Origin of the sequence: Nocardia lijiangensis NBRC 108240, from assembly GCF_001613045.1 — a bacterium.
In the GTDB taxonomy this organism is placed as follows: domain Bacteria; phylum Actinomycetota; class Actinomycetes; order Mycobacteriales; family Mycobacteriaceae; genus Nocardia; species Nocardia lijiangensis.
In genome coordinates, this window is record NZ_BDBP01000002.1 from 1 (window position 1) to 17,382 (window position 17,382).

Sequence of the window (17,382 nt, forward strand, 5' to 3'; positions counted from 1 at the left end):
CCGGAACGGCGCGCGCGCTGCGGTGCGCGAGCACGGCGTCCGCGCCGAAACGGGAGGCGACCTCGGCGGGGCCGAGCGCCGCGAAATCACCGATCCGGCGTAAACCCAAGCGGTGCAACAGATCCACCAGCTCGGCGCGCTCCGGCGCGGCCAGGCTCGGCTCCAGCGCGAGTTCGGATACCGCGAGCGGCGCCAGGAATTCCGCACCCCCACCCTGCGGCACGATCGCCCCGCGCCGCGCCGCGATCACCGCCGTGGACAGCTCGTCGGCGATGCCGATCTGCGCCTCCACCCCGACCGCGGCCACCGCGTCGACCAGCCGCTCGGCGGCCGCCTCCTCGGACCCGAAGAACCGGGCGGCCCCGCGCGCACCGAGCACGAGCAGCCCGGGCCGCAGCACTTCCACGCCGGGCACCGTGGCGTCCACGGCCGCGACGACCGGTTCGAACAGTCGCGCATCCCGATCCGGATCCGCCTGCGCCAGAAACAATTCCGGGCACCGCGCCTGCGCCTCCCTGCGCCGCAGCCCGCGTCGCACCCCGTCGGCCCGCGCCACCGCCGAGCAGGCCACCACCCGGTTGGCGGACAGCACCGCCACCGGCCGCGTCGGCGACAGCTCCGCCACGGCCGCCGCCGCGACCGCGGGCCAGTCCTGGCACCACACCGCGAGCACCCGCGTCGCCCTTCGCACCCGATTCGGCCGAATCACGGTGCCGCACCGCCACTCTCACCGGCCCGCGCCGCGCCACGCACTCGACTCGGACGAACCGAGGTGCCGCACAGCGACTCTCGAAGCAGGTCCTGACTCCTCATGACGCCGCACCCCGTGCGATCGGCAATTCGATGGGCGCGGGCGAGGTTTCCTGGGCGAACCATTCGACGCGACCACCGCTGGGGCGCAGTTCGACGCGTCCGCGCCGGGGCATGCCCGCCCGGTGCCGCGCCTCGACCTCGAGGTTGAGGGAGCGGAGGCGGCCGTGGCCGGTGCCGAGGCCGACGTATCCGGCGATGCGGGCATCCAGGCGCAGGGTGGGATTGGGCCAGTTGCCGTCGGTGACAACCAGGGTGGCGCCCTTGCTTCGGGCGCGGGCGGCGAGCACTCGGGTGCGCGCCGGGGGGACGGAGACGCCGTCGAGACCGAGTACGACCAGGTCGAGACCGTCCAGCAGTACCGCGGCCACCTCGACCGGGTCGGGCCCCGGATCGGCGATCACGGCCAGCCGCGCCAGCTCGGCGCCCATCTCCGCCGCCGCGAGCAGGCCGAACCTCGGCACCCCGACGACCGCGGCGTGCCCGCCGTGCTCGGTCACCGCGGCCAGCAGACCGGCGAGCAGCGAGCGCGCACCCGTGCAGGCGACCACGGAGCCCTTGCCGAGACCGCCCTCCGGCAACAACTCCGCAAGGGCCCGGGGCACCGGCAGCGGTTCGCGGCGCATGTCCTCGGCGAGCGGCACGCGCGCGACCGCCGATTCGCCACGGCCCGGGACAGCGGCCATTCGGCTGCGCAGCTCGGCCAGCTTCTGTTGTCTCTCTGTCTCCCCCACCCGCACGTCCGAACCCATCACAACCACCTACTTCCCACGATGGACTCCGAGGCGAAGCGAGCGGACCGACCCCACCTCCACACGGAGGAATGGAAGCCAGCACCGATACAGCTATCGATCCCTTATCGAATATACGTTCGATACGAGTCCAGTAGAAACCCACCCCCGGAAACCGTCAAGAGCACCGGACGGGGAGTCTCCGCGTCCGGATCCCCGGTTCCCGAGAACGCCCGCGACCCGCGCGGTACTTGGTCATGTTGTCGACAGTCCACTGGAGTCGACAGAGGTCGGTGACGGCCGCCACGAGTGCAGGCAGCGGTCACGATCAGCACAGCGGCCGAGGCGATGGACATCGGTTCAGCCGAGGAAGCTCTCGATCAGCGGAATGGCCTCGGTCGGGCAGTCCTCGTGCACTGTGTGACCGCACCCGGGTGGAGCGGGAGGCGGGCACGATCCGGGCGAAGACGCTGATCCTCTGGGGCGACCAGGATCGGGTCACCAACCCGTCGCAGGCTCAGCCGCTCGCGCGACTGATCCCCGGGTCGACGTTGCGAATGCTCACAGGCGTCGGCCACAACGCCCATGAGGACGATCCCGTCGCCGTCAACACGGCGCTGGCCGACTTCCTCGGCCGCTGAGGGTCGGCGTGGCGTGTCCTCGGTGCCGCCGACCTTGGCGTTCCCGGCGCGTCGCCGTAACTTGTTCTCGCACCGCTACTTGTCGCTCAAGAGTCGCGGCGACGCAGGAATATTCGGATACCCTGCACACCATGATCGATCGCCCCCGTCCCATCGTCGGCCCCGACTATCTGGTCGCAGGCCGCTATCGCCTGCAGTCCAAACTGGGCGGCGGCGGCATGGGTGCGGTGTGGCTCGCTCACGACCGGCTGCTCGACCGGGACGTCGCCATCAAGCAGGTGCTCTCCACCGCCGGGCTGCCCGAGGCCGAAGCCACCGAGGTGCGCAACCGGATCATGCACGAGGGACGGGTGGCGGCGAAGCTCTCGCACGACCACGCCATCGCCGTCTACGACGTGGTGCTGGAGGCGGGCGAGCCCTGGCTGGTGATGGAGCATCTACCCTCGCGCAACGTGGCGCGCGCGCTGGCGCTGGTCGAGACGCTGCCGGTGATCGAGGTCGCGCAGATCGGCGCCCAGGTCGCCGACGCGCTGGCCGCCGCGCACGCCGCGGGCATCACCCACCGCGACATCAAGCCGGGCAACATCCTCGTCGCCGATCGCGGCCCCGGTGTCGGCATGGCCAAGCTCAGCGACTTCGGCATCTCCCGCGGCGCGGGCGAGATCGACGAACCGGACGGGATCATCACCGGCACCCCCGCCTACCTCCCGCCGGAAGTGGCGCGCGGCATGCAGCCGACCGAGGCCAGCGACGTGTTCTCGCTCGGCGCCACGCTGTACACCGCGATCGAGGGCCTGCCGCCGTTCGGTTTGCACGAGGACAGCGACGTCCTGGTGGAGCGCGCCGCGATGGCCCAGATCATTCCGCCCTCGCGCAGCGGCATCCTCACCAACGCTCTGCTGCACATGATGGAGCCCGCGCCGCAGCGCAGGCCGACGATGGCCGAGGCGCGGGACGAAATCCTCGCCGCCGCTTTTGGTCCCGGCACCGGGCCTTATATCCTCGGCGCCCCGGTGCGCACCGAGGACGGCACCATCCCGCCGTGGGCGGCACGAAATTCGGCCTCCGGTCTACGCAGCCCGCACTCGGCGCCGCTACCCCGCCCGCACCGCCCCGCCCCCGGCGGCACGGTCGCCGCCCCCGCTGCCCCGCAGCGCGCGGCCAAACCGCAGGCGACCAACGCCCCGCTGGCCATCGCCGTCGGCCTGTTCATCGGCCTGCTCATCATCCTCTTCATCATCGTCATCGCGATGTAGACCGCACAAACGATCTGCACGCCACACAGCGCCACCGGCTGTGTGACGCGTGTGCGGGGTGTGTGGGAGCTAGTCGATGCGGCGGCGGTGTGCCCAGCGGGTGAGGGCATTGCGGTTGGACTGCTGGGTTTTGCGCAGGACGTTGGAGGCGTGTGTTTCCACGGTCTTCACCGAGATGAAGAGGTTTTCGGCGATCTCGCGGTAGGTGTAGCCGCGGGCGAGCAGGCGCAGCACTTCGAGTTCGCGCGGGGTCAGCGAGTCCAGCTCGGGGTCGAGTGGCGGTTCCGGGACGGGGGACTTGCCGGTGAACGAATCGAGCACGAATCCGGCAAGGCGCGGGCTGAAGACGGCATCACCGCTCGCGACCCTGCGGATGCCGTCGGCGAGCTCGGCGCCGGAGATGGTCTTGGTGACGTAGCCGCGGGCACCCGCGCGGATCACCGCGATCACGTCCTCGGCGGCGTCGGACACGCTGAGCGCCAAGCACACCGGGCCGTCCTCGATGCCGGACAGCACCGCGACACCACCGCCGTCGGGCATGTGCACGTCGAGCAGCACCACGTCCGGACGGGTGGACTTGATCCCGGCGATGGCCTCGGACACGCCACCCGCCTCGCCGACCACCTCCATGTCGGCCTCCCGGCTCAGCTCCGCGCGCACACCCGAACGGAACACGGCGTGATCATCGACGAGAAAGACCCGCACGCTCACCTGCTTCTCCTCACCTGTCGGTGGATCGCCCCACCCTGACTGCGCCGACCGCCCGGAGGAGGTCCGCATTCCATCGGTACCACACGCCGACCGACGATGGCGTGTCCGCTGCGGAACTCCGCACCGGGCACGGCTCACCAGCATCGAGCCAAGTGTGATGACTTGCCGGTTCCGCTCCGGTGAAGGCTTGCCCGCCGCACCGCCGCTACTTTCCCGATCGCACCGACTGCCGGATGCGCTCGGTCGGCGGATCACCGGCGGTCCCCGCGGTATCGGTGACCGCTTCCTCGGGTGCCCCGGAATCGCTGCGCGGCATGAAGATCCGCACCTCGGTGCCGCGGCCGGGAGTCGACAGGATCTCCACCTTGCCGCCGCGGCGTTCGATCCGGCCGCGGATGGATTTGGCGAGGCCCTGCCGGTCCTGCGGCACCGCGGCGACGTCGAATCCCGCGCCGCGGTCGCGCACGAAGACGCTCACCTGGTGCGGTTCCGCCTCGGCGAACAGATCGATGGTCGGCACGCCCGCGTGCTTGGCGGCGTTCACCATCGCCTCCCGGCCAGCGCCGAGCAGCGCGGTGAAATGTTCCTTGGGCAGGCCGTTTCCGGATTCGTCGACGTCCATCGAGACATCACCGACCGTCACCGGGGTCACCTTGACGCCGTGCTGGTCCTCCACCTCGCCCGCGATGGTGCGCAGCGCCGCGGCCAGGCTCGACTGCGCGGGACCGGAGTCCTCGAACAGCCACTTGCGCAGCTCCCGCTCCTGGCTGCGGGCCAACCGCGCCACCTCCTGCGGGTCGTGCGCTTGCCGCTGGATCAGGGCCAGCGTCTGCAAGACGGAATCGTGCAGATGTGAGGCGATCTCCTCGCGTTCCTCGTTGCGGATGCGGGCCGCGCGCTCGGTGTTCAGCACGCGCATCATGCGCAGCCACAGCGGGACGGTGAGCAAGCCGGCGCCGATCAGGGTGACCGCCACCGCGATCAGCGCGGAACCGAGCGCGCTCAGGTCGATCCTGGCCAACACCACGACGCCGAGCCCGAGCACCACCATGGTGGCCCCGGCGACGATGCGCGCCCAGGTGATCACCGAAGGGTGCGCGGGCAGGCCGAGCAGCGAGCGCGGGCCGTCGGTGTCGTATTCACGCCAGACCAGCGCGGCGCCGACCGCGACGACGACGATCGGCACGATCACCTTCGCCGCGACGGTACCGTTCATCAGCCACGAGACGGCCACCGAGAGACCTAGCCCGAGCAGCGCAAGACCGATCGCCTGGCGTCGCTCGGTGCCGGACGGCTTGGTCGAGTCGGCGCCGCTCGGGGTGAAGATCCACAGCAGGCCGTAGGCGAGGATGCCCGCCCCCGCCAATGCGGACAGCAGCACGAACGCCATCCGCACCTTGAACACGTCGAGCCCGAGATGGTCGGCGAGACCGCCCGCGACACCGCCGACGATCCGTCCGCCCGACCGGCGCACCAGCCGCAGCTGCGGATGCCGACCGAGATCGAGCACCGGGGCGGGTCCGAGACCGCGCCCGGCGCCGTAGCCGCGGGCGGGGTCGTACCCTGGCGCGACCCCGAAGCCCGGCGCGGCGCCGCCGCCACGGGCAGCGTCGAACACGGGACCAGTCGGGTGCATGCTTCGATACTGGCACGCTCCCCCACACCCGGTCATCAGGAATCACCCTGATCTTGCCGTCATCCCCCGGTTCGGACGCCCACGTTGTCCTTCTGGACCGACCATCCCGTTGATCTGCGGAAACACAGGTCCACCTCTTCGCCCGACCCCGACACGCAGAAGGGCGCCACCCGAAACTCGGACTTTCCGGCCCCTCCGAGGCGCAATCCGGCCGCACGACGCCGTCCGGACCGGACAAACAACCCTGTTGAGCTGCGCAGATACAAGCATCCGCCGAGCCGTCGCCCGGCGGTCGAGCCCAGTCGGCGACACATTTCCGGCCCACACGCCTCGCCGGTCCGGAAAACCCACGCCAACGCCGTGACCAGGGCTTTCCCGCTCACCACCGGCTCGCGACGCTGGGGCCGGGCATCGACCGCTCCATACCTTTCCGTTGGGTCACCGAGGACCCGGTCACCACCGGCAGCACTCGGTTCGATCACCCGCATTCCGGCGGGAAAGCAATTTCTCAGGGGAGGAACACATGAAGCACATATCGGTACTCGCGGCGGCATTCTCGGCCGCCGTCCTGGTGATCTGCATGGTCCTTACGGGGACCCCGTTCGCCGGGGCGGCACCGATGGCGCCGCACGAGAAGACGGTCGAAGGGCCGAACGGATTCCGGTTCACCGTCGGACACTCCGGTCAGGCCTTTCATCCGGTCGCTCCGCTGAACGGCATGCCGACCAACCGGGAGGTGTTCCTCGACGACACGTTCTACGGCCGGATCGACGCGGGCGGGACCGGAACACTGAAGGCCGGATACCTGGTCGCCTGCGCGGTCGACCTGACCGTCGGCATCGACCTCGGCGCGGCGATCGGCTTCGACGCGGGATTCCAGGTCGGCGGCTCCAGCAGCGGCGATTCGGCCTCGTCGAGCGTGGACGCGGGCCTCGGCCCCGACCTGCACATCGGCGCGAGCATCGACCTGTCGATCACGCCGGGCAAGGTCCAGCCCTTCGAGGTCGGCATCAAGGAGCTGCCGTCCGGCAGCACCGGCTACCTCGTCAGTCGCGATTTCCATGTCTCGGTGCAGGATTGCGGCGGTCCGCTCACCATTCGCTCGTACACGATCGTCGAGGCGGAATCGCCGGAGGTCAGCGGGCGTGAAGCGGTCTACGGGGATCCGATCTTCCTGTGAGGGCGACGTGGAAGGCGGTGCGCAATGCGGCGCACCGCCACTGTCGGGAAGATGAGCAGCGGACCGGCCGGGTAAATTGTTCCTGTGTTCGTACTGCCCAAACGTTTCCGTGGGCACGCGTGACAGGGGACGCGCCGCGGGGGGAAATTCGTTCGCCACGAGCGATTTTCGCCGAACGATTCGCCGACCTGTACGCAGCGGCGGGAAACCCGACGCTGCGCCGGGTCGCCGCCCAGGCGGAGAACCGCATGCGGGCCGCCGCGGCGGCGAACCCCGCGTCCGCCCAGCGGATCAGCGACTGGAAGGCGGGCCGAAATGTGCCCGCCCGCTTCGAATCCCTGCTGCCGGTGGTGCTGACGCTCATCGACCTCGCCAAGAAGCGCGGCGCCGCGCTGCCCGCGAAGCTGGCGGACCCGCAGGAGTGGAAGCGGCTGTGGACCGCGTCGAACTCCTGGACCCCCGACGACGCCGATGACTCAGCGTGCCCGTACCTCGGCCTCCAGTCCTATCGAAACACCGACAGCGACTTCTTCTTCGGACGCAAGCGGGCGACCGAAGAGCTCACCGAACTGGTACGGAACACCGCGGGCGGCGGGTGCGGTGTAGTAACGCTCATCGGAGCGTCGGGAGCCGGTAAGTCTTCGCTGCTCGCGGCGGGACTGAGCTTCGAACTCGCACGGCGGCAAGATAACTGGCACATCGTCACAGTGACGCCCGGCGCGCATCCATTGGATGCCTTGGCGAAGGCCCTTGGCGGGCAGACGTCCTGGCCGACCGATGGGCCGCGCCTGCTGATAGTCGACCAATTCGAAGAACTGTTCACCGTCTGCGCGGACGAACAGGAACGCGACGAATTCTTGGCGCTGCTCGATCAGTACGCCACGCAAGCCGACCCCGTCGCCGTCGTCCTCGCCCTGCGCGCCGACTTCTACGCCCGCTGCCTCGACTACCCGGTCCTGCAGGAATCCCTCGAGAAGCGCAGCTATCTGCTCGGCCCCATGCGCGTCGACGAGCTGACCGAGGCGATCATCGGTCCGGCCGAACGCGCGGGACTGAAACTCGAACCCGGACTCGACGAACTCGTCATCACCGAACTCTGCGGCCTCGGCGACCATCAGACCCGCCAGAGCTACGACCCCGGCGCCCTGCCACTGCTCTCCCACGTCATGGCCGCCACCTGGCAGCACCGGGAGGGACGCAAACTGACCATCGCGGGCTATCGCGCGGCGGGCGGGGTCGTCGGTTCCGTCGCCGCCACCGCGGAACAGGCGTGGAGCGAACTGTCCGATCCGCAGCAGTCGGCCGCGAAGGACGTGCTGCTCGGACTCGTCACCGTGGCGCGCGACTCCCGCGACACCCGGCGCATCGCCGCGCGTCCAGCGCTCCAGCAGCGCAGCACCGACCCGCTCTCGGCCGCGGCCGCGCTGGAATTGCTCGCGCGCACCCGGCTGGTCACGCTCGACGCCGATTCGGTCTTCCTCACCCACGAAATCGTGCTGGACGCCTGGCCGCGGCTGCGCGCCTGGATCGATGAGAACCGGGTCGGATATCTGGTGCGGCAGCGGGTGGAAGCGGATGCGGCCGAATGGGATTCGATGGGCCGTGATCCGGCGCTGCTGTATCGGGGTTCCCGGTTGGAGGCCGCACTCGAGCACGCGGCGGCAGCGGATGGGGTCGTGCGCGATTTCCTGCACACCTCGCGTGCATCCCGCGGCCGGTCCCGCCGACGCACCACGCTCACAAGGATCGGCCTGGCGCTGGCGGGGGTGGTACTCCTGATGCTCGGCCTGACCGCCTACACCCAGACAAAATTCGGGCAGGCACAACGCGAGGAGAAGAACTTCGCGGCGATCATGACGGAGGCGCAGCGCCTGCGCAGTATCGACCCCTCCTTGTCCGCCCAGCTCTACCTCGTCGCGGAGCGGATGCGACCCGGCGACGCGACTGTGTGGACCCATCTGCTCGGCACTCAGGATCAGTCACTCGCGACCACCGTCCCGGCACATGTCGACGGCTACGTCGAAGTGACTCGGCAGCCAGGGGGTGCTCTCCTGGCATCGGTAGACGACGAGGGCATCACGTACCTGTGGGACAACAGCAATCCACAGCATCCCCACAAGCTGGTGCAACTCCCCGGCGAGATATCGAAGGCGGTATTCAGCGCGAATCGTCGCGTCATGGCCACCAGCAGCAGGGAAGGTTCACGGCTGTGGGACATCACCGAGCCCGGCGCGCCTCGGGTGCTGGCCGAATTGCCGCGGGCCGCCGGGGGACCGTACGTGCACATGAGCTTCAGCGCGGACGGCAATATCCTCGCCACGGCGAGCGCCGAGGCCGTCACGTTGTGGAATGTCACCGATCCCGGCAGGCCTCGAGCCGGCGCAATATTGCCCGCCGGGCAGGAAGTCATGCCCGAGGTGCGGTTCAGCCCCACGGAGCCGGTGCTGGCCGTGCTGATGAACAACCTGCTCCCGAACGCGCCGTATACAGGGCGGATTCAATTATGGAAGGTCGACGATCTCGAGCGCGCTGTTCCCCTGGGATCGCCGATCGGGGCCACGACGACGGTCCTGACGGTCATGGATTTCAGCTCTGACGGTCGAATTCTGGCCGCTGGCGGCGGAACCGGGTCACTACAGCAGGACGGACAGGTGGACCGAGGGACGGTACAGCTATGGCGAATCGAACGAGACGCCCCACCCACACCGCTCATCGCACCGATGCCGGTCAGCGAATCCACCATCAGGTCGGTGACTTTCAGTCCCGACAGCCCAATACTCGCGGTCGCCACCTCCGAGCACGCGGCCCTATGGAATATGACGAATCCGGCCCGGCCCACGCTCATCGACGAGCCGCTGACCACGAGCCCTACGACCTGCCGGTTCTCGAAGGAGCTGGCGATGCCCTGCCGGGGCGGCCCCACCAGCCTCGCCTTCGGTTCCGACGGGCGGACCCTTACCGCTGGCGGATGGGACGGCAACTTACGAGTCTGGTCTCTGCCGCCCGCGCTGGTGCCCGGCACGTCGGAGAAGGCCTCGTTTCCACGGTTCGACGCGGCAGGACATCGCGCGGTCATCACCTCGAATGGGGACACCGGCGAAATTTGGGACACTCAAGATCCCGGACGGTGGCGACTGCTCGGTCGTTTCGCGCATCGCTACGGTGACTATCCGTTTGCGGTGAGCCCGGACGGAGCGACCCTGGTGACCACTACGCTCGGGAGCCAGTTCACGGTGTACGACATATCCGATCCAGCGAACGTGCGTCTTCGCGGCGACTGGGCGACGAGCCTGCAAAGCGGCAACAACTTCGCCATCCGGCCGGACTGGCGAATCGCTGTGACGTCGCACGACGACTCGCTGAGACTATGGAGCCTCGAGGATCCCGGACATCCCACGCCACTCGGCGAGAAGATACCGCTGACAAAGGCGCGAGACATCGAATTCAGCGGCGACGGCAGAATCCTCGCGGTCCGCACGTCCGTGTGGGATGGTGACATCGTCCGGCAGCCTGTCACGTTGTGGGACTTCGCCGACCCCCTACGTCCAGCCCCACTCGGTGATGAACTTCCCGCGATAGCCAACAGCGTCACTACGGTCGAGTACGCTCCCGATGGCCGCACGATGATCTTGGTCGACAACCCGAGGATGCAGGTGTGGGACATCGGCGACCGCACACGAATCCGACCGATCAGTGCTCCGATCGTCGCGGACAGCCTCTCGGTGAGGCGGATCTCCTTCTCGCCGGATTCCCGCCGGGCCGCCATCACCGGCGAGGATGGGCGAATCACGCTGTGGGACTTGACGGATCGCACTCGTCCGCAACAGATCGGCGACCCGCTGGAACCGCCGCGCGAAGACAATGACGACTGGACCGCCCAATTCCTCCCCCACGGCAACCACCTCGTGATCTCGGGCGGAGGACTGCGCGTCTGGGACCTCGACGTGTCACGCGCCATCGATCGAATCTGCGACGTCACCGGCGCCCTACTGACCGAGGACCTCTGGCAACGCCACCTCCCCCAACTCCCCTACCATCCCCCGTGCCCCTGAATCACACCCTCTTACAGGGACTTTCCAAGTATTCCTTCAGGACTCCCGACAATGCTGAAAGCAACCACGGGGGCAGTCCGTGGTCGCGCCGGGTAGGGAGCCCCGTAGAACAAGGGGGATACCGAAATGCTGGGGAAGTCTGGGCTGACCGCCGTCGCGATCGCGGTGGGTTGTCTCACGGCACTCGCACCGCAGGCGACGGCGGTCGATCTCGCACCGCACGAGAAGACGTACTCCGCCCCGGGCGGGCTGGAGTTCACCGTGGGCCACAGCGAGCACGCGGTACGGCCGGTGGGGTCGCTGACGCCCTGATCCCACAGGATCAGGATGTTTTTTCAGGGTTCCCCCCGATGCGCCGCGCCGCTGGTCAGTCGCACCATGGGAAACATGACGAGAACAACCTTCGGCGATCAGCTGCAACAGATGTGGCAGACGCGGCCCGTCCGGCTGCCGCGGCAAGGTCCGATCGCGGGCGTCGCGGCGGGGTTCGGGCAGCGCTACAACGTCGACCCGGTGCTGGTGCGGGTCGCGTTCGTGGTGTCCACCCTGTTCGGCGGCGCGGGCATCGTGCTGTACCTGCTCGCCTGGCTGCTGCTGAACGAGTCCGGGGATCAGTCCTCGGCCGCCGAATCGTTGTTCGGCAAGGGCCACAGCTCGCAGTCCCAGACGAAGACGGTCGTGCTGATCGTGGCGCTGGCCATCGCGGTCACCACGGTCGGCCCGATCGGCGTTGGGCTTGCGGGCTCCGGGATGATCAGCACGGCCCTCCTGCTGGCGGGCTGGTGGATGCTGTTCATGCGGTGCCCGCAGCCGCCGCCGGGCACCAGCGCGCTCGACGGCGGTTTCGTCGACAGCGGGTTCGCCGACGGCCTCGCCGCGACGGGCTACCCCGGAGCGGTGTTCCCGACCGGTCCGCTGCGGACGCCCGGTTACCCGATCCCCGACGTCCCGCCGGTGTACAGCCCGTACACCAAGCTGCCGGACTCCTACGTGCCCGACACCCCGCGCGAGCCGGAGACCTCCGTGCTCCCCGCCGACGCGTCGGAGACCGTGTCGCTGGACAAGGACGTCGACCGCCCCGCCGAGGTGATCGACGCTAAGACCGAAGTACTCGACGCGCGGACCTCGTCACCGCGGTCGAACACCGAAGACGTGGATGCGCCGCCGCTTTCGCTCGACAAACCCGACCGGCCCGCCGACCCGAAGACTCTCGCGGAGAAGCCCGCTCGCACCCCGGCCCCCGCGGCCTTCCCCAGCGTGACACCGCCGTCCTGGGATCCGCTCGGCGTTGCGCCGCTGGCCTGGGACCTGCCCGAACCCGCCCCGGCCCGCCCGGTGGCCGTCCCGCCACCGCGACGTCCCCGTTCCCGGCTCACCCCGGTCGTGATCGGCCTGGCCATGCTGGCCGCGGCGGGGGCGGGCGCGATCGCCGCCGCGGGCGCGGACTGGATGACGCCCGGCCGGATCGCCTCGGCGGCCCTGGCCGTGATCGGCCTCGGTTTGGTGCTCGGCGCGTTCCTGCGGCGCGGCTATGGTCTGCTGGTCGTCACGGCTCCACTCGCCGGCTTCGTCCTGCTCGCCTCGATGATCGGACCCATCGAATTCGACAGGGGCGCCATGGGCGAGCACGTCTGGGCCCCCGCGACGATGGCCGAACTGCAGCAGGATTACCAGATCTCGATGGGTTCGGGAACGCTCGACCTGCGCTCCCTGAACCTGACCGAGAACCGGACGGTGAACGTCGACGTGCAGATGGGCGAGGCCCGCATCCTGGTGCCGGAGGGCATGACCGTCCGCACCGGTTGCACCGTCACCATGGGCGAGAACCTGTGCCCGCAGGGCGTCACCGGTCCGAATACCCCGGGCGCGCCGGTGCTCGATCTCGATGTGGACGTACACCTGGGCAGCGTGGAGGTGCAGCGTGGCTGAGCAACCCCGACCCAACGACACGCCCGAAGGCCGCGGACCGTCGGCTTCCCTGCTGATCGTCGGCCTGCTCGCCCTCGCGGTGAGCGTCTGGGGCTTCATCGGCCCCGCCGCGACGGCAGGCGGAGCGATCTCCTTCGGCTGGATCGTCGTCGTCGCCGCCATCGTCATCGGTGTCCTGCTGGTGATCTCCCCCCGAAAACGGCGCTAGCGCAATGGCCCGAGTCGCACAGGAGAACCCCGTGGCGCGAGAACAATTCGAGACCGACGCGGCCGATCCGGCACCACCACAACGACCGGGCACGCCCGTCGCGCGGATCGTGCCGGTCACGCCCGCGAGGGCCTATGTCGGCGGCGGCTCGCTGCTCGGCCACGTCGTCCTCGGCCACGGCTGGAGCCGCGCCGGGACCGACTGAATCCCGAAACGCCGACGGCCCCCGCACACACCGTGTGCGGGGGCCGTCGTGGCTCTCGGGATCACTCCCACTCGATGGTGCCCGGCGGCTTGCTGGTGACATCGAGGACGACACGGTTGACCTCGGCGACCTCGTTGGTGATGCGGGTCGAAATGCGCTCCAGCACTTCGTAAGGCAGGCGGGTCCAGTCGGCCGTCATGGCGTCCTCACTGGAGACCGGGCGCAGCACGATCGGGTGACCGTAGGTGCGGCCGTCGCCCTGCACGCCGACGCTGCGCACATCGGCGAGCAGCACCACCGGGCACTGCCAGATCTGGCGGTCCAGCCCCGCCGCGGTGAGCTCCTCACGGGCGATCGCGTCGGCCTGTCGCAGCGTGGCAAGGCGATCCCCGGTGACCTCGCCGACGATGCGGATGGCCAGACCCGGACCCGGGAACGGCTGGCGCGCAACGATTTCCTCGGGCAGGCCGAGCTCGCGACCGACCGCGCGGACCTCGTCCTTGAACAGCAGCCGCAGCGGCTCGACGAGCTCGAACTCCAGATCCTCCGGCAGCCCGCCGACATTGTGGTGCGACTTGATGTTCGCCGTGCCGCTGCCGCCGCCGGACTCCACCACGTCCGGGTACAGGGTGCCCTGCACCAGGAACTCGACCTTGGGCGCCTGGCCGTCCTCGGCGCCGTGCGCGGCGACGACCTCGCTCACCGCGTCCTCGAAGGAGCGAATGAACTCGCGGCCGATGATCTTGCGCTTCTCCTCGGGATCGGTGACGCCCTTCAGCTCGCCGAGGAACTTGTCCACCGCGTCGACGGTGACCAGCTTGGCGCCCGTCGCGGCGACGAAATCCTTCTGCACCTGCTCGCGTTCGCCGGAGCGCAGCAGGCCGTGATCGACGAACACACAGGTCAGCCGGTCGCCGATGGCGCGCTGCACGAGCGCGGCCGCGACGGCGCTGTCCACGCCGCCGGACAGGCCGCAGATCGCGTGCCCGTCGCCGACCTGCTCGCGGACCTGCGTGATCAGCGCGTCGGCGATGTTGGCGGGCGTCCACGCGGCCGGGATGCCGGCGAGCTCGTGCAGGAAGCGGCTGAGCACCTGCTGGCCGTGCGGCGAGTGCAGCACCTCGGGGTGGTACTGCACGCCCGCCAGGCGACGGGCCCTGTCCTCGAACGCGGCGACCGGCGCACCCGCGGTGGTGCCGGTGACCTCGAAGCCCTCCGGCGCGTCGGTGACCGCGTCACCGTGGCTCATCCACACCGGCTGGATGGTGGGCAGACCACCGTGCAGCAGACCGCCGTCGATGTTCAGTTCGGTGCGGCCGTACTCGCGGGTGCCGGTGTGGGCGACGGTGCCGCCGAGCGCTTGGGCCATCGCCTGGAAGCCGTAGCAGATGCCGAAGACCGGCAGCTCCAGATCGAAGAGCCGAGGATCCAGCTGCGGCGCGCCCTCGGTGTACACACTCGCCGGGCCGCCGGACAGAATCACCGCGAGCGGGTTCTTGTCGGCGATCTCCTCGACGGTGGTGGTATGCGGAATCACCTCGGAGTACACGCTTGCCTCGCGCACCCGCCGGGCGATCAGCTGAGCGTATTGGGCACCGAAGTCGACGACGAGGACCGGTCTCTGGGATTCTGCCACGGCCACAGTCTAGTGAGCCGGGTGCGCGCCCGAACCAACGGGCATGCCCCTGTGCAGGCACGTTGTCTGCGCGGGCGCCGGGCGCTCCCGACATCCTCCGGCTATCTCGAAGCGGGCGGCCCGAATCCCGCGTCGACCCTGCCGCGGCTCGTTATCCTCTTGCGGTGCCCTTCGCCCGTGCGATAGACGCCGACATCCATTACGAGGACAGCGGCGGGGACGGTCCGGTGGTGTTGCTAGCGCACGAATTCCTCATGGACCGCACCATGTTCGCTTCACAGGTGGCCGCGCTCGCGCCGGAATTCCGGATCGTGTCCTGGGATGCCCGCGGCCACGGACGCACGAAAGATCAGGGCCTACCCTTCACGTACTGGACCGCGGCGCGCGACGCGCTGACGGTGCTCGACCAGCTGGGCGCCGAGCGCGCGGTGGTCGGCGGCACCGCGCAGGGCGGCTTCACCGCGCTCCGCGCCGCACTCATCGCACCCGAGCGGATCGCGGGCCTCATCCTCATCAGCACCGAGGCGCACGGGCCGACGCCCGAGCAGTCCACGGCCACCCAACGCTTCCTCGACGAGTGGTACGACGACGACAGCAGGGAGATCGCGGTCCGACGGCTCGCCAGCTGGCTGATCGGCGACGACGCCTGGTACCGGGAGATCTGGACCAAACGCTGGCTCGGCCGCGACCGGCAGAACATCGAGGTCGCCGCGGGCTGCCTGCTCGCCAGGGAGTCGGTGCTCGACCGGCTTCCCGAAATCACCTGTCCCGCACTGGTCATCCACGCCACCGACAGCGGCATCACGCACGACCGGGCCAAACAACTGGCCGAGGGTCTGGCGTCCGCGACCTACGTGGAGATCGCGGGCGCCCGCCTCGCGGTCACCATGACCCACCCGGAACCGGTGAATCACACGATCCGGCAGTTCCTCCGCGACCACGTGCGGCCGACGCACGTGTAGTGACACCGATCCGAACGGCCCCCGAGCAGCGCGGAGCCCGCGCCCGATCGTAGGGCGCGGGCTCGAAGAACACGCGGGACGACGGGCGCGGACGCCCGCCGCGATCAGGCGCGAACGCTGAGTCCGACCTTCTGAAACTCCTTCAGGTCCGAGTACCCGGCCTTCGCCATCGAGCGGCGCAGGCCGCCGACCAGGTTCAGCGAGCCGAACGGATCGTCGGACGGACCGAACAGCACCCGCTCCAGGCTCGGCCGCACCTGCTCGGTGGACTCGCCACCCAGATCCCACGGATCGTCCACGTGCAGCAGCGAACCGCGCGGCACCGACGGGTGCGCGGCGGCCGACGGCCAGTACCAGCCGCGGCCGGGCGCCTCGGCGGCCAGCGCCAGCGGCACCCCGAGCATGGCGGCGTCGGCGCCGCAGGCGATCGCCTTCGCCAGGTGACCGGACGTGGCGATATCGCCGTCCGCGATGACGTGCACATAGCGGCCACCGGTCTCGTCCAGGTAATCGCGGCGCGCGGCCGCGGCGTCGGCGATGGCGGTGGCCATCGGCACCCCGATGCCGAGCACCTCGCCGGTGGTCGTCGCACCGGGGAAGGAGCCGTAGCCCACGATCACGCCCGCGGCGCCGGTGCGCATCAGGTGCAGCGCGGTGCGGTGGTCGCTGACGCCGCCCGCGACGACGGGCACGTCCAGCTCCGCGATGAAGGTCTTCATGTTCAGCGGCTCGCCGTCGCCGACGTGCTCCGCGGAAATGATGGTGCCGTGCACGACGAGCAGATCGATGCCCGCCTGCAACAGCGCCGGAGTCAACGCGCGGGCGTTCTGCGGGCTGACCCGCACGGCGACGGTCACGCCCGCAGCGCGCACCTCGGCCACCGCGGTCGCGAGCAGATCCGGCTGCATCGGCGCCGCGTGCAGCTCCTGCAACAGGGCGACCGCGCGCTCGTAGCCGCCCTTGCCGACCAGCTCGAGCAGCTGATCGATCTTGGCCTCGACATCGGCGTGCCTGGCCCACAGGCCCTCGCCGTTGATCACGCCGAGCCCGCCGAGACGGCCGAGCTCGATGGCGAACTTCGGCGACACCAGTGCGTCGGTCGGATGCGCGAGGAACGGAATCTCGAACCGGTAGGCGTCGAGCTGCCAACCCAGCGACACCTGCTTCGACGAGCGGGTACGCCGCGAGGGAACGATGTCGACATCGTCCAGTTCGTAGGTACGCCGGGCCGTCCGGCCCATGCCGATCTCGACCATGTCGCGCACTTGTCTGTCCTTTCGGTGTTTTTGGCGCGCTGGTGCGCGCGTGTTCGCGGCCCTTATGTCTCGCTTCCGAGCGGTCGAGACTCGCGACTTCGTCGCATGCGCTTCGACCGCTCGGAAGCGAGACGGCCGCGAACGGGCTCGTAAGACTCGCCCTCGGGGT

The 17,382-nt window shown here is 69.6% G+C and carries 15 protein-coding genes; 9 read left to right on the plus strand and 6 right to left on the minus strand.

Annotated elements, in window-relative coordinates; genetic code table 11:
• Positions 1–691: DNA polymerase Y family protein (locus NL1_RS00940; RefSeq protein ID WP_162272671.1), on the minus strand; the 691-nt coding region annotated here is incomplete at its 3' end.
• 118 nt (positions 692–809) lie between these two features.
• Complete coding sequence (gene imuA' / locus NL1_RS00945; protein WP_067832999.1) at positions 810–1,562, minus strand: DnaE2-dependent mutagenesis accessory factor ImuA'; 753 nt, start codon at positions 1,560–1,562, stop codon at positions 810–812.
• A 413-nt stretch (positions 1,563–1,975) separates the two neighbouring features.
• On the opposite strand from imuA', the gene NL1_RS00950 reads away from it, so the two are divergent.
• Both NL1_RS00950 and NL1_RS00955 read left to right on the plus strand, forming a co-directional pair.
• The gene (locus NL1_RS00950) at positions 1,976–2,182 is read left to right on the plus strand and encodes an alpha/beta fold hydrolase (RefSeq protein ID WP_067833002.1); all 207 of its coding nucleotides are present in this window, start codon (positions 1,976–1,978) and stop codon (positions 2,180–2,182) included.
• A 131-nt stretch (positions 2,183–2,313) separates the two neighbouring features.
• Positions 2,314–3,438 carry a serine/threonine-protein kinase gene (locus NL1_RS00955; protein WP_067833005.1) on the plus strand — a complete coding sequence of 375 codons (1,125 nt, stop codon included), beginning with the start codon at positions 2,314–2,316 and terminating at the stop codon, positions 3,436–3,438.
• 69 nt (positions 3,439–3,507) lie between these two features.
• On the opposite strand, the gene NL1_RS00960 is transcribed toward NL1_RS00955, so the two are convergent.
• Positions 3,508–4,143, minus strand: a complete 636-nt coding sequence (locus NL1_RS00960) for a response regulator (protein WP_067833223.1) — start codon at positions 4,141–4,143, stop codon at positions 3,508–3,510.
• Between the two features lie 211 nt (positions 4,144–4,354).
• Positions 4,355–5,785: an ATP-binding protein gene (locus tag NL1_RS00965; RefSeq protein ID WP_084510199.1), complete on the minus strand. Its 1,431-nt coding sequence runs from the start codon at positions 5,783–5,785 to the stop codon at positions 4,355–4,357.
• 523 nt (positions 5,786–6,308) lie between these two features.
• On the opposite strand from NL1_RS00965, the gene NL1_RS00970 reads away from it, so the two are divergent.
• From NL1_RS00970 to NL1_RS00995, 6 genes are all read left to right on the plus strand, one after another.
• Positions 6,309–6,965 carry an MspA family porin gene (locus NL1_RS00970; protein WP_067833008.1) on the plus strand — a complete coding sequence of 219 codons (657 nt, stop codon included), beginning with the start codon at positions 6,309–6,311 and terminating at the stop codon, positions 6,963–6,965.
• 119 nt (positions 6,966–7,084) lie between these two features.
• Positions 7,085–11,017: an NACHT and WD repeat domain-containing protein gene (locus tag NL1_RS00975; RefSeq protein WP_067833011.1), complete on the plus strand. Its 3,933-nt coding sequence runs from the start codon at positions 7,085–7,087 to the stop codon at positions 11,015–11,017.
• 126 nt (positions 11,018–11,143) lie between these two features.
• Complete coding sequence (locus NL1_RS00980; protein ID WP_067833014.1) at positions 11,144–11,329, plus strand: hypothetical protein; 186 nt, start codon at positions 11,144–11,146, stop codon at positions 11,327–11,329.
• A 66-nt stretch (positions 11,330–11,395) separates the two neighbouring features.
• Positions 11,396–12,946 (plus strand): PspC domain-containing protein, encoded by a 1,551-nt coding sequence (locus NL1_RS00985; RefSeq protein ID WP_174553378.1) that lies wholly within the window; start codon positions 11,396–11,398, stop codon positions 12,944–12,946.
• On the plus strand, positions 12,939–13,154 hold the full coding sequence (locus NL1_RS00990) for a hypothetical protein (RefSeq protein ID WP_084510200.1): 216 nt from the start codon (positions 12,939–12,941) through the stop codon (positions 13,152–13,154). Before NL1_RS00985 ends, NL1_RS00990 begins: the two co-directional genes overlap by 8 nt.
• Positions 13,155–13,185: 31 nt before the next feature.
• On the plus strand, positions 13,186–13,359 hold the full coding sequence (locus NL1_RS00995) for a hypothetical protein (protein WP_156094588.1): 174 nt from the start codon (positions 13,186–13,188) through the stop codon (positions 13,357–13,359).
• A gap of 61 nt (positions 13,360–13,420) precedes the next feature.
• Here the strand turns inward: NL1_RS00995 and guaA are convergent, their stop codons facing one another.
• Complete coding sequence (guaA, locus tag NL1_RS01000) at positions 13,421–15,001, minus strand: glutamine-hydrolyzing GMP synthase (RefSeq protein ID WP_067833023.1); 1,581 nt, start codon at positions 14,999–15,001, stop codon at positions 13,421–13,423.
• 158 nt (positions 15,002–15,159) lie between these two features.
• On the opposite strand from guaA, the gene NL1_RS01005 reads away from it, so the two are divergent.
• Complete coding sequence (locus NL1_RS01005) at positions 15,160–15,957, plus strand: alpha/beta fold hydrolase (protein ID WP_067833026.1); 798 nt, start codon at positions 15,160–15,162, stop codon at positions 15,955–15,957.
• Between the two features lie 104 nt (positions 15,958–16,061).
• Here NL1_RS01005 and NL1_RS01010 read toward each other — a convergent pair whose 3' ends face one another.
• Positions 16,062–17,222: a GuaB3 family IMP dehydrogenase-related protein gene (locus NL1_RS01010; RefSeq protein WP_067833029.1), complete on the minus strand. Its 1,161-nt coding sequence runs from the start codon at positions 17,220–17,222 to the stop codon at positions 16,062–16,064.
• Positions 17,223–17,382 lie beyond the last annotated feature (160 nt).